Raw genomic sequence first — 13,260 nt, 5'->3', positions numbered from 1 at the left:
GATGGTCAATTAGGCATTAGCCAATTCACTTTAACCTTATTGGTTTTAAAGGTCGTGTTAGTGATTAAGCAAAGTGCCTTTATCGGTTGTGGGTCTTTTTAAGCGGTGTAATAGGCTTTTAATAAGTCTTTCCAGGTAATGATCCCCACAATGTGGTTGTTCTCTAATACCGGCAGACAGCCAATGTCATGGTCTAGAATCAGTTTGCTGGCAAGGTTAATATCACAATGAGGGGCTATGGTAACCGGATTATGACTCATCACTTGATGAATTCGTTTTTGTAGGGTTTCGGTATCTCGTATCAATTCTGCAGCGGTGCCAATATTGGGACTAAGAGCCCTTAAAAAATCACGGTGAGACAAAATGCCGGCTAATTTGTCATCTTCATCGATAACCAATAAATGGTGAAAGCTGACATTGTCGAATATTTCTTTGGCGACTGAAAGCCTGTCATACATTTCGATAGTCACAACACGGGTGATCATAATATCTGCCACGCTTATACGATGGTGTGATGATTGATCCTCTGTTTCATTGAACGTGTCCTCTACTGTTTCATTCAAGGTTTTACTCAATGAATTGTTTGATGTGTCTGTCGATGTTGTCATAGATGATTCCCCACTCATTTATTCTTTTATATCAGATAAATAATAGCGTAACAATCAAATAACAACCAACAAACGGACCAAAAAGTATCTAAGGTTATGATGCGGCTTGTTCTCGTGGTAAATGGCCTGCCAGGTACTTTTGGTATTTAAGGGGTTTGAGTTGATGAATATCCACCAGAACTAAGCCATCAATGCAGTCGCCAAACTCTGGGTCGATGCCAAAGTCTAAAAACTTCACGCCTTGATTGTCGCAAAGCTCACCATATTGTTTGAATAATGTGGGTACCGATACGGCCATATTCGCTAACGTCCTTTTAAGTATTTTAAAATTTTCTGCGTAATCGCATCCATTAAATAACTGATCAAGTTGGTTAATTCTGTCTGGGGTAAATTGATAGGAATTAAATGAGCATGCTAAGGTTTCGCTTGATGCAAACTGTTGCTGATAAAAGAACACCAACATTTCCTTTGCTTGCAATGGCAGGCTATCGCTTAACGACACCGGCCCAAATAAATAGCGATATTGTGGATTACTCACTAAAAATGCACCTATTCCTTGCCATAGGTATTCTAAACTGCGTCGGCCCCAGTACTTAGGTTGTACAAAGCTGCGCCCAAGTTCTAAACCTTGCTCTAAATAAGGTTGGAATGCCTGTTTATAGTCAAATAATGACTCGCTGTAGAGTGAGTCTTTTCCTAGGGTTTCACGGAGTGTTTTAGCACTGGCAAAACGATAAGCACCGACAATTTCTAAATCATCTTTATCCCACAGTACAAGGTGTAAATAATGATTGTCGTACTTGTCTGTGTCGCGCCTTTTGCCTGTACCTTCGCCCACGGCGCGAAAGGCAATCTCACGTAAGCGGCCAATTTCACGCATTATTGCACTACTTTGATGATGCTTATAAAGGTAGATCTGCTTGTTGTCTTGAGTTTGTCCGAGTCGTTCGCATTGAGATAATTCACTTTGCAGTTCGCTGCGTTTTTCAGGGTGAGCAATGGCATTTTGGGTGGTAAATAATGGGCTACGATTTTTACCGATACGGTATAAATGATTTTTAAGTAATTTCACTTTAGTTTTTAGGGGGAAATCTTGATTGTTAACGACTTCTTTGGCAATCAGTTGCCCAATACGCACTGGCATGACTTGGTCGACTTGTTTAAACATCTCTTTGACTAACAGCAAGGTTGCAAGGGGTTTGTAAATCATTGAAGCGCCATAAAAGGTGGCTGAGTTTTTAGCATCAACAAACACGGGTAATAATGGCGCATTACAGGCGCGGGCCATTTTTAAAAAACCGCTGTGCCAATGTAAATCGGTGACGCCGGTTGGGCGCAAGCGCGACACTTCACCCGATGGGAATATCAGTACCGCACCTTCATTTTTAAGGTGGTGGTGTATTTCATCCAAATGTTGCTTGGGCGTGCCGCCTGTCATGTTACGTACGGGCAATAAAATAGAATGCAGCGGTTTAATGGCCATTAACAATTCATTAGCGACCACTTTGATGTCGGGGCGAACCTGGCTGATGAGCTTAATAAGGGCGAGGGCATCAAGAGAACCAATGGGGTGATTGGCGTATATCACCACGCGACCTTCGTGTGGGATATTTTCAACTTCGTTATTGGGCACACTGTAGGTAAAGTGTAAACTGGCTAAGATTTGCTCAACAAAGTCTACACCTGATAAATGTGCGTGTTCATTGGCAATGTCATTGCATTGCTTTTCGTGGAGTAAATAACGCAACATAGCTTTAGTGGGCTTGGCTAACCACGGTTTGTTGTGCACATTGGGTAGGTTTTTTTCTAGCACATTATCGACGGAAAATATCATAGTCTAGCCCTTAGTTATGCTACGTACTGTTTTTGAGGGTGTGTATGTTTGTTGCTCTGCATGTCGCTATGTCATTGATTTTGAGCTAGCCGTGATAATGGTTGACGCTGTATCAGTGATTGGGTGTTTTGATTACTGTTATTGACCATCTGCCATTTGCCTCAATAAATAAGTTGAGTCAGTGTTAATTTAAGGTAGGGCAGCGACTTGACAGTTAGGTGAACGATTTATGACAAATCAGAGATATATGTGAGTGTTTAAGCAGCAAAAAGGGAAATGCCAATGCATTTCCCTTTTTGTTAGTTCGGCAGTGTGAACACCACAAGCTTGCTTAATAAAGCCTGTGATGCTTCGATTTCACTATTTTGTCTTGCTATTTCGCCTCACTATCTCGCAGCATCGATAATGGCTTTGGCCATTTCATCGGCGACCGAACCTGTGGTGCGGTTTTCGGCGTCTGCACGGCTAAAAATAGTTAATAGCGTATGATAGATTTGCTCCACTTTGGCTTTAGATGCAGCAGCGTCATAGTTTTTCTCAAATGACACATTAATAATACCGCCAGCGTTAATCACATAATCGGGTGCGTATAAAATACCCATTTGCTTGAGCTTTTCACCATGACGCACTTCTGCTAATTGGTTGTTAGCACAACCTGCAACGATGGTCGCTTTTAGTAATGGTAAGGTTGTGTCATTTAAGGTGGCACCTAATGCACATGGCGCGTACACATCAACGTCTTGAGTATAGATATCTTGCGGGGCAACGACAGTTGCACGAAATTCAGTCGCGACACGGTCAAGCGACGCTTGATGAATGTCAGTGACAATCAACTCAGCCCCTTCTTCGTGTAAATGCTTACACAAGTAATAGCCAACGTGTCCGACGCCTTGCACAGAGATTTTAATGCCTTTTAAGCTGTCAATTCCACGCTGATGCTTAATCGCTGCTTTGATGCCTAAATAGGTACCTAATGCGGTTAACGGCGATGGATCGCCAGATTTGCCTTCAAGACCTGCTACAAATTCAGTTTCTCGACTGGCTATCATAATGTCAGATGTTGACACGCCAACATCTTCAGCTGAATAGTATTTACCGCCTAAACTGTTAACAAAACGGCCAAAGGCTAAGAATAGTGCTTCGCGATCGGTGGTTTTAGGATCGGCGATGATAACAGCTTTACCGCCACCCATGGTTAAGCCGGCAAGGGCATTTTTATAGGTCATGCCACGTGAGAGACGCAATACGTCAGTTAACGCTTCGTCATCTGATTCATAGTTCCACATACGGCAACCACCTACAGCCGACCCAAGGTTAGTATTGTGAACAGCAATAATGGCTTTTAAGCCACTTTGCTTGTCATGACAAAATACCACTTGTTCGTGTTCATCGAACGAAACATGATTAAAAACTGCCACGTTGTTATCTCCGCTTACTAGCATGTTAAAGTAAAGTTCATGTATCTTGGTATTATTGAGTATCCAAGACACAAACGACTGCTTGTTATATTTATTGCAGCACGATAGCATTTAGCGATACTCTCAACAAAGCATGATTTAGTTATTTTTGTGATTGATGTGGAAATTTAGCTTGCCACTTTACGTAAACGTAAAGTAACGTATGTTACATTGATGTTTTTAAGATTGGATAACAGGTGAATTATTGTTCTAACCTGTAATATAACAATAAGATAGGAAGTATTATGACTGAAGAAGTTGCAGAGCAGGTAGCACAGCCAGCACCAGACCAAGAAGCACTAAGACAAGAGTGGGTACGTACTCAATTTCAAAAAGCCAATCGCTTTTTAGCTGAGAAAGGCGTGATCCCAAATAATGTGCTTACCACCGAAAGCCGCTATCTTGCACCTTATTTAGCTATTTGGAAGATGGAATCCAAACAACCTAAAAAACAAACTTTTTGGGTGATGTCGGGTGATTTGCCATCTGACTATGTCGATGTCAAAGTGGCAGCGACGGCTCGCGATGCCATTCGTCATTTCTCAATGATGTGGCAATTAAAAGCAGAAAACCTGCATAAATCAGGCGTGACTAAAGATGCGACGCAGATGAAGTTTGCTCAGCTATTAGTGTCTCGTGCAGAAAGCCTGTACAAAATGCACCAAGACGAGAAACTTTGGGGTTAACTTGCAAATCCTGAATAACAAAAAAGGCACCTAGGTGCCTTTTTGTTTAATACAAATTTAAGCGCTTAGCATTCATCTTCAGCAAGATAAAATAGCCCTTGATTTACGAGTTGTGTCAGCACATCAAGTAAGGTTGTGTCTTCTGTTAACTCGCTGGCTTGCTCAGGCATGATGCTGACTTCATTGGCGAGTAATTGCAGTGTGGACTCATTAACGCCTGGTAACGCAAACACTTCGCCGTTGATAAACAATCTTGACTCTGTGTCTTGCTCGAGACGTAATACTTTTAAGCCACCAATACGTTGAATAATAGCGCCTTGTTCAATGGCGTCCAATAAGTCATCGCTGCTCAATGGTTCTTCATCTTCACAGATATCCAACTCAAAACGATTTTGGCTTAGCAACTTACCTAACATGGTTTGATAGGCTTTAGGATCTTGTGCTAATTGCACTAATAAATCCATAATGCCTTGTTGATGCGTTTGGCTAATGATGCCGGGTGCATCAGGCTCATCCACAGAGGTAAAGCGTTTATTACCTAAATTGTTGTCGATAAGGCTGTCGGCTAATTCAGTTAATAATTCCTGTTGGCTTGGCGCTCTAAACCCAATTGAGTATGAAAGGGCCAAAGTGACTGTTTCGCCGCAATGCGGGTAACCTGGCGGAATGTATAATACATCGCCTTTTTGTAATACCACATCGATAATCGGTTCAAAATCGTCAACTAATGGTGAGTTAGGGTTATCGCCACGACGTTTATGCTGGCCTTTATCACCTACCTTCCAACGACGTTCGCCATCACCTTGAATAATAAATACATCATAGTTATCGATATGTGGTCCTACGCCGCCGCCCGGTGTAGCAAAAGACACCATTAGGTCGTCAAAGCGCCAGTCGGGTAAAAAGCGAAATGCTTCGACTAATGGCTGTGATGCTGGATACCAATGGTTAACGGCCTGAACTAATAACTGCCAGTTATCTTCGCCAAATTGGTCGTAGTCTTCAAATGGACCTTGTACCACGTCCCAATCCTCACCTTTAGTGACAACCACGCGCGATGATATTTCTTCTTCACAGGCGAGACCGGCTAGTTCGTCTGCCGCAATAGGGTCTTCAAAGTCGACAAATGCTTGCTTGATAACAAGGGGTTTCTGTTGCCAATGCTGTTTAATAAAGGCTTGGGTATCAATATTTAATGTGTACATCATTGACCTCAGGTCGTGAGAATGTTTGTCCAATAAAAAAGCGGTCACAGATGCGACCGCTAATGGTATGTATAAGCTTATAAGACTATTTTAGCTCATCAACAAAGGCTTCTGCACGGCCGATGTAGTTTGCTGGAGTCATTTTTTTCAGTTCAACTTTAACGTGCGCTGGCAATTCAAGGCCATCGATAAATGTCGCAAGTTGCGCGGCATCAATACGCTTACCACGTGTCAATTCTTTCAGTTTTTCATATGGCTTTTCGATGCCGTAACGACGCATTACTGTTTGTACTGGCTCTGCCAATACTTCCCAGTTTTTATCAAGCTCTGCAAGCAGCTGCGCTTCGTTCACTTCTAATTTGCTAATGCCTTTTAAGGTCGCTTGGTAAGCAATGAGCGAGTGCGCCATACCGACACCAAGGTTACGTAAAACCGTTGAGTCAGTTAAGTCACGTTGCCATCTTGATACCGGTAATTTAGCGGCTAAATGTTGCATTAATGCGTTAGCGATGCCTAAGTTACCTTCAGAGTTTTCAAAGTCGATTGGGTTCACTTTGTGCGGCATGGTTGATGAACCAATTTCGCCAGCGATAGTGCGCTGTTTAAAGTGTCCTAATGCAACATAACCCCAAATATCACGATCGAAATCGATTAGAATGGTGTTGAAGCGGGCAATGGCATCAAACAATTCAGCGATATAATCATGTGGCTCAATCTGTGTAGTGTAGGCGTTCCAGTTAATGCCAAGGCTAGTCACAAAGCGTTGTGACAATTCATGCCAGTTCACTTCTGGGTAGGCAGAGATGTGTGCGTTGTAGTTACCCACAGCACCGTTAATTTTACCCATAATTTCAACAGCGTTGATTTGGTTTAATTGACGCTCAAGACGCACAGCAACGTTAGCCATTTCTTTGCCTAACGTTGATGGTGATGCAGGTTGGCCATGAGTACGTGACATTAATGGCACGCTTTTGTTGTCATGCGCTAACTTTTTAATCGCATCAATAATTTGCTGACAATGCGGTACCAATACCTGTTCACGCGCTTCTTTTAGCATTAAGCCGTGAGATAGATTGTTAATGTCTTCTGAGGTACAAGCAAAGTGAACAAATTCGTCAATCGCGACTAATTCAGCGTTATCGGCAATTTGTTCTTTAATAAAGTATTCAACCGCTTTTACGTCGTGGTTGGTGGTGCTTTCAATTGCTTTAACGCGCAATGCATCTTGTTCGCTAAAGTTATCTTTGATGCTATCGAGTAAGGCAAGGGCGGTTTCGCTAAACGGGGGAACTTCTTCAATCTCTGGGCAGCTAGATAATAACTTTAACCAGTTAATTTCAACTTGAACACGGTACTTAGTAAGACCGAACTCGCTGAAAATCCCTCTTAATGAGGCGGTTTTACTACCATAACGACCGTCTACCGGAGAGATAGCAGTTAGTGCGGAAAGATCCATTTGAAGCTCCTTGATGAACTTTGTTGTAGGGTGAGTCGATTAATTGTTATTTTGGCTTTTTCTTGCGGTATCAAATATTGCTTTACGGGCAAACACTAAATGGCGACGTTTACCGCCTAATTGGCGCCATAATACCGCACTGCGCATAGCAGCGAGTAATAAAGCTCGAATTTTATGTTGAACTAGGGGCTGCTTTAAGCAGTCCGGGTTACCCGAAATCTGTAATTTTGGACCTAATTCACTGATGATGTCGCTGTATATGCTGGCAAAGTTAGACACGACTTGTTCATCGGTAATCTCAAAGTGGCTCAATTGGCGGTGTATTTGATTAATGCGTTCAGCAAGCATGCCTAAACCATTTGGTGAGCGCGCAAGTTTCCGTTCAAGCGCCAATACACCGACTAAATAGCGGGTGGTTTCGACATCTTTATTGCTGCCATCACCCAATTGATTTTGGATCAGTTGATAGCCTTTATTTAAAATACCTTTGTCTTGATACACATCGGCAGTGGCTTCGGGTTCTGTGACCAAAATGGTATTGAGGGTCGCGGCTAACGCTTCTTTATCACTTTCACCGTGACGCGCTAAATACTGAACCTGACCAATTGCCTGTAAAATACCGGCAAAGGCCATTGTACGTTCGAACAGCAGACTGTCTGGAGTTTGACTCACGGTTTATCCTCGAACTAAGGTATCGATAATGCCGCCACCTAAACAAATATCGCCATCATAAAATACTGCGGATTGTCCAGGCGTGACAGCGGCAACAGGTGTATCGAACATGACAGTAATATTGTCAGGATCGTTATAAACTAATGTACAGATAACATCGCGTTGACGGTAACGGGTTTTAACTGTGATTTTACTGTTATTAGCAGGGCCTTTTCGGTCAACCCAATGTAATTGGTTCACGGTCATACCGTGCGACATTAAACGCGGGTGTTCAGCACCTTGTGCAACCACTAATACATTGCGCAGTAGGTCTTTTTCTACTACGTACCATGGGTCTTCGTTGCTATTTTTAAGTCCACCAATGCCTAAGCCTTTGCGTTGACCAAGGGTGTGGTACATCAACCCTTGATGAGTGCCTATGACTTCGCCTTCGGCGGTTTCAATGTCACCTGGTTGTGCCGGTAAATAGGTGGCTAAGAAATCAGTAAACTTGCGCTCGCCAATAAAACAAATGCCGGTGCTGTCTTTTTTGTCGTGAGTGATTAAGCCCATTTTTTTGGCTATTTCGCGTACTTCGTGTTTTTCAAGCTCACCGACAGGGAATAAACTGCGCGCCACTTGCTCATGGCTGAGTGTATATAGGAAATAGCTTTGGTCTTTATTGCCATCAACACCGCGGAGCATTTCAACACTGCCATCGCTGTTGTCTCGGCGACGAACATAATGGCCCATGGCGATATAGTCGGCGTCTAAAATCTCGTCGGCAAATTCTAGGAATGCTTTGAATTTGATTTCTTTGTTGCACATGATGTCTGGATTAGGCGTACGGCCGGCTTTGTATTCAGCTAAGAAATACTCGAACACGTTGTCCCAGTATTCGGCTGCAAAGTTGACGGTGTGCATTTTAATACCAAGCTTGTCACATACTGCTTGCGCATCTCTTAAATCATCTGCTGCAGCGCAATATTCGTCGGTGTCGTCTTCTTCCCAGTTCTTCATAAACAGACCTTCAACCTCATAGCCTTGCTGGATAAGCAAATAGGCCGAAACAGAAGAGTCCACACCGCCGGACATGCCGACAATGACTTTTTTACCTTGAGAAGTTGGGTTGATTGATGTCATAAATCCTAAAACCGTTGAATATAGAGAGTATGTATATGGTGGCGTTATGCAGTGGTTTCAAGCCAGTGATACCAATGACTCAACCTGAATAGCCGTTAAACACAGTCATAAATTACACAGATAAGCCTTTCGCTTATGGTGCTATTGGTACATGAAAGCGTGTAAACATCACATTTGTGCGGCGCATATTCTACCATGCATTCGAGCGTTGGGCTATCTTGAACGACTGTCAATTAGGCTTAACCCACTGACTTATCGGTGTGCAAATAATCAGCGTTAAGCAATGATAATGGAAAATGATGGCTAACACGTTTAGCTGTTATTGGCGGGCGATTGTCTCGCGTTGCGGGAGGCGACTCATCTAGTAAACCCGCTTGCGCAATAAAATCATCGATGCTTTTGAGCACCAGTGGGCTGCGTAACTGTGCAGAGCGTTGAGTAATTTGCGAATATGATAACCAGTGAGTGCGCACTATCGCACAGTCTTGTGGAATCGATTCGATGGGCGTATCAAGTTCAATACAAAAAGTGTAACGCACAAAGGCAAGGTCTTGGTTGGCACTAAATTGATAAATACCGACAAGGGCTTGCGGCATTATTGTCAATCCAGTTTCTTCTGCAATCTCACGAGCACACGCATTAATCAGTGACTCATTGGCTTCTAAATGACCGGCAGGCTGGTTAAATTTAACCTGTCCATCAATGTGTTCTTCAACCAGTAAAAATTGACCCTGGCTGTAAATAACGCAAGCCACAGTGGTATTCGGTTTGTAACGTTGAGTCATTTATGCCAATCCTTATGATAATGCGATTACCGTTAGGTTGAATCGCCTATTGACTGAGTTGTGAATATTGCCCAGTAGGCAAATCATCTAGACACCATTGACCTATTTTATAACGGATTAATCTTAAGGTTGGGTGACCTACATGGGCTGTCATCCGCCTGACTTGGCGATTACGTCCTTCACAAATTTGTACTTCAAGCCAGGTTGTTGGAATGGATTTGCGCTCGCGTACGGGGGGCACTCGTGGCCAAATGTCGGGTGAGTCCATCACTCTGACCATAGCGGGTAGGGTCATACCATCTTTAAGCTCAACGCCATCACACAATGCTTTGATTGCTGCGTCTGTTGGTTCGCCTTCGACTTGCACCCAATAGGTTTTAAAGGTTTTTTTATTGGGCTGAGTCAACTTCGCTTGCAGCTTGCCATCGTTAGTGAGCAGTAATAATCCTTCACTGTCACGGTCTAGTCGTCCAGCGGCATATACATCAGGGACCGGAATAAAGTCTTTTAGCGTTTGCCGGCCTGCTTCATCAGTAAATTGGCACAATACATCAAAAGGCTTATTAAATAACACGATAACAGGGTGTTTAGCCGCTGGCTTGGTGCTTGCTTTACGCTGTGCCCCGCGATGTTGTGAGTGGTTAGCACCTGCTGAACCGGTGGTTTTAGCGGTGCTTTTTTTGAATGAGCTGAATTTACCGACATTTGACATAAAGGTTTGGATAATATCCTTTGTTGAATACGAGTGAGCAATTGTTGAGTGAATCTTGAGCGATTTTAAAATATTTAATCTTAGTTTACTGTGTATTCGCTATTAGTGGAATTTGAAAATTGCCCAGAATGATCTATGATGTCCGCCTAAAAATTGTGATCTGTACCTAATTTATCATTCGCGGCGGTTGTTTTTATTCAAAGTAAGCGCGGCGATGGCGTCAAAACATAATAAAAAATGGGATAGGGGATTTCACATACTTAATTCACACAGGGTGTGTGCTGTAGTTGCAAATCAAGGTTCACTCCGGTGAGTGTTATCCACCAAAGCCCGTCAAATGCTTACACAATTTATTCTAATAAATTATTAATTTACAATAATGTAGGAAAAAAAATGAAAGATAACACTCCAACGATCATATACACAGAAACTGATGAAGCCCCAGCACTTGCTACTCTGTCTTTATTGCCTATTATCCGTACCTTTACTGACGCAGCAGGCGTAAAAGTAGAAACGCGTGATATTTCTTTGTCAGGTCGTGTTATTGCTAACTTCCCTGAAAATTTAACCGCAGAGCAAAAAATTGCTGATGCGTTAACAGAATTAGGCGAATTGGCGAATAAGCCAGAAGCCAACATCATTAAATTACCAAACATCAGTGCGTCAGTTCCGCAATTAAAAGCGTGTATCGCTGAGTTACAAGCTAAAGGTTATGACATCCCTAACTATCCGGATGAGCCAAAGACTGATGCTGAAGTAGAAGCTAAATCGCGTTACGACAAAATTAAAGGCAGTGCGGTAAACCCAGTATTGCGTGAAGGTAACTCTGATCGTCGTGCGCCTACTTCTGTTAAAAACTACGCTAAGAAAAATCCACATTCAATGGGCAAATGGGCAAGTGATTCACAATCTCACGTAGCACACATGAATGAAGGCGATTTTTACGGTAGCGAGCAATCTGTAACGTTACCAACAGCCGATAAAGTGAATATCGTACTGACACAAGCTGACGGTAAAGAAGTTGTGCTTAAGAGTGGCCTAGCGTTACTTGCTGATGAAGTGATTGACTCAGCTGTCATGAGCAAAAAAGCATTAGTTGATTTTTATACTCGTGAAATTGAAGCGGCTAAATCAGAAGATGTTTTATTATCGCTTCACTTAAAAGCCACCATGATGAAAGTGTCTGACCCTATTTTCTTTGGTCACGCTGTTAAAGTGTTCTTTAAAGATGTATTTGCTAAACACGGTGCATTATTTGCTGAACTAGGTGTTGACGTAAATAACGGCTTTGGTGATGTGTATGCCAAAATCAAGTCACTTCCTGATGCAAAACGTAACGAAATTGAAGCTGACATCGCTGCGGTATATGCTGCACGTCCTGCATTAGCAATGGTTGATTCAGACAAAGGCATCACTAACCTACACGTACCAAGTGACATCATTATTGATGCTTCTATGCCTGCAGCGATCCGCTCATCGGGTAAAATGTGGGGCCCAGACGGCCAGTTACAAGACACTAAAGCAATGATCCCAGATCGTTGTTACGCTGGTGTGTATCAAGAAACTATCGCTTTTTGTAAGAAGCATGGTGCATTTGACCCAACGACAATGGGCAGCGTGCCTAACGTAGGTCTTATGGCTCAAAAAGCTGAAGAATATGGTAGCCATGATAAAACATTCGAGATCGGCGCTGCGGGTACTGTGAATGTGGTTAACCAAGCTGGCGATGTGCTAATGAGCCACAACGTTGAAGCTGGCGATGTTTACCGTATGTGTCAAGTAAAAGACGCACCAATTCTTGACTGGGTTAAGTTAGCGGTTAGACGTTCACGTTTAAGCAATACTCCAGCGATTTTCTGGTTAGACAGCGCTCGTGCACACGATGCTGAATTAATCAAAAAAGTGACTAAATACCTAGCGGCAGAAGATACTTCTGGGTTAGACATTCAAATTATGTCTCCTGTTGATGCAACTCGCGTGACCTTAGAGCGTATCATTAAAGGTGAAGATACGATTTCTGTTACCGGTAACGTATTGCGTGACTATTTAACGGATTTGTTCCCAATTCTTGAATTAGGCACAAGTGCTAAAATGCTTTCAATTGTACCGTTAATGAATGGTGGCGGATTATTTGAAACGGGCGCGGGTGGTAGTGCACCTAAACACGTTCAACAGGTAGAAAAAGAAGGCCACTTACGTTGGGATTCTTTAGGTGAGTTTTTAGCGCTTGCAGCTTCTTTAGAGCACTTAAGCCAAACGGCAAACAACCCTAAAGCACAAGTATTGGCTGACACGTTGGATGTCGCGATTGGTGAGTTTTTAGACAGCAACAAGTCGCCATCTCGTCGTGTGGGTGAGTTAGACAACCGTGGCAGTCACTTCTACCTTGGTTTGTATTGGGCAAATGCCTTAGTTAAGCAAACCGTAGACACTCAGTTAGCTGAACATTTTGCACCTTTAGCACAATCGTTAGCGGCGAACGAAGCGGTTATTTTAGCTGAGTTAAATGGTTCACAAGGTCCAGCAGTTGATTTAGGCGGTTACTATCGTTTAGATGCGGCAAAAGCTGAAAAAGCCATGCGTCCAAGTCCAACATTAAACCAATTTATTATTGGTTAATGGTTAATTGTGTCGGGTCATTATTGCGTCAACGTAGTTATGACCCGGTTATCTAAAAGATAAAGCTCAATAATAAATAAATTGATCGTTGAGCTTAAATTTTA

General features: G+C 42.8%; 11 protein-coding genes. 2 read left to right on the top strand and 9 right to left on the bottom strand.

Features of this window, described 5'->3' with window-relative positions; genetic code table 11:
• Positions 1-98: 98 nt before the first annotated feature.
• The 3 genes from AC19MX_RS09665 to AC19MX_RS09655 form a co-directional block, all read right to left on the bottom strand.
• Positions 99-485 (bottom strand): CBS domain-containing protein, encoded by a 387-nt coding sequence (locus AC19MX_RS09665; RefSeq protein WP_432400347.1) that lies wholly within the window; start codon positions 483-485, stop codon positions 99-101.
• A gap of 217 nt (positions 486-702) precedes the next feature.
• Positions 703-2,442 (bottom strand): bifunctional ornithine lipid synthase OlsF, encoded by a 1,740-nt coding sequence (olsF, locus tag AC19MX_RS09660; protein WP_432400150.1) that lies wholly within the window; start codon positions 2,440-2,442, stop codon positions 703-705.
• 386 nt (positions 2,443-2,828) lie between these two features.
• Positions 2,829-3,860 (bottom strand): Glu/Leu/Phe/Val dehydrogenase dimerization domain-containing protein, encoded by a 1,032-nt coding sequence (locus AC19MX_RS09655; protein WP_432400151.1) that lies wholly within the window; start codon positions 3,858-3,860, stop codon positions 2,829-2,831.
• A gap of 284 nt (positions 3,861-4,144) precedes the next feature.
• Between AC19MX_RS09655 and AC19MX_RS09650 the strand changes: the two genes are divergently transcribed.
• Positions 4,145-4,585, top strand: coding sequence for a DUF4826 family protein (locus tag AC19MX_RS09650; protein ID WP_432400152.1), 441 nt, complete (start codon positions 4,145-4,147; stop codon positions 4,583-4,585).
• A 65-nt stretch (positions 4,586-4,650) separates the two neighbouring features.
• Here the strand turns inward: AC19MX_RS09650 and AC19MX_RS09645 are convergent, their stop codons facing one another.
• The 6 genes from AC19MX_RS09645 to AC19MX_RS09620 all read right to left on the bottom strand — a co-directional run bounded on the left by AC19MX_RS09645 (position 4,651) and on the right by AC19MX_RS09620 (position 10,537).
• Positions 4,651-5,790: a ribosomal protein uL16 3-hydroxylase gene (locus tag AC19MX_RS09645; RefSeq protein ID WP_432400348.1), complete on the bottom strand. Its 1,140-nt coding sequence runs from the start codon at positions 5,788-5,790 to the stop codon at positions 4,651-4,653.
• Positions 5,791-5,875: 85 nt separating this feature from the next.
• The gene (purB, locus tag AC19MX_RS09640; protein ID WP_432400153.1) at positions 5,876-7,246 is read right to left on the bottom strand and encodes an adenylosuccinate lyase; all 1,371 of its coding nucleotides are present in this window, start codon (positions 7,244-7,246) and stop codon (positions 5,876-5,878) included.
• Between the two features lie 39 nt (positions 7,247-7,285).
• A complete protein-coding gene (gene hflD / locus AC19MX_RS09635) occupies positions 7,286-7,918 on the bottom strand; it encodes a high frequency lysogenization protein HflD (protein WP_432400154.1) in 633 nt (210 codons plus the stop codon).
• A gap of 3 nt (positions 7,919-7,921) precedes the next feature.
• Positions 7,922-9,040 (bottom strand): tRNA 2-thiouridine(34) synthase MnmA, encoded by a 1,119-nt coding sequence (gene mnmA, locus AC19MX_RS09630; RefSeq protein ID WP_432400155.1) that lies wholly within the window; start codon positions 9,038-9,040, stop codon positions 7,922-7,924.
• Positions 9,041-9,279: 239 nt separating this feature from the next.
• Positions 9,280-9,825 (bottom strand): NUDIX hydrolase, encoded by a 546-nt coding sequence (locus tag AC19MX_RS09625; protein WP_432400156.1) that lies wholly within the window; start codon positions 9,823-9,825, stop codon positions 9,280-9,282.
• A 46-nt stretch (positions 9,826-9,871) separates the two neighbouring features.
• Positions 9,872-10,537, bottom strand: coding sequence for an rRNA large subunit pseudouridine synthase E (locus AC19MX_RS09620; RefSeq protein ID WP_432400157.1), 666 nt, complete (start codon positions 10,535-10,537; stop codon positions 9,872-9,874).
• 393 nt (positions 10,538-10,930) lie between these two features.
• On the opposite strand from AC19MX_RS09620, the gene AC19MX_RS09615 reads away from it, so the two are divergent.
• The gene (locus AC19MX_RS09615) at positions 10,931-13,156 is read left to right on the top strand and encodes an NADP-dependent isocitrate dehydrogenase (protein ID WP_432400158.1); all 2,226 of its coding nucleotides are present in this window, start codon (positions 10,931-10,933) and stop codon (positions 13,154-13,156) included.
• Positions 13,157-13,260: the final 104 nt, after the last annotated feature.

This window comes from Shewanella sp. MF05956 (assembly GCF_059758055.1).
Note: the sequence above shows the minus strand (reverse complement) of the source record. Positions and strands in the feature narration are given on the sequence as shown.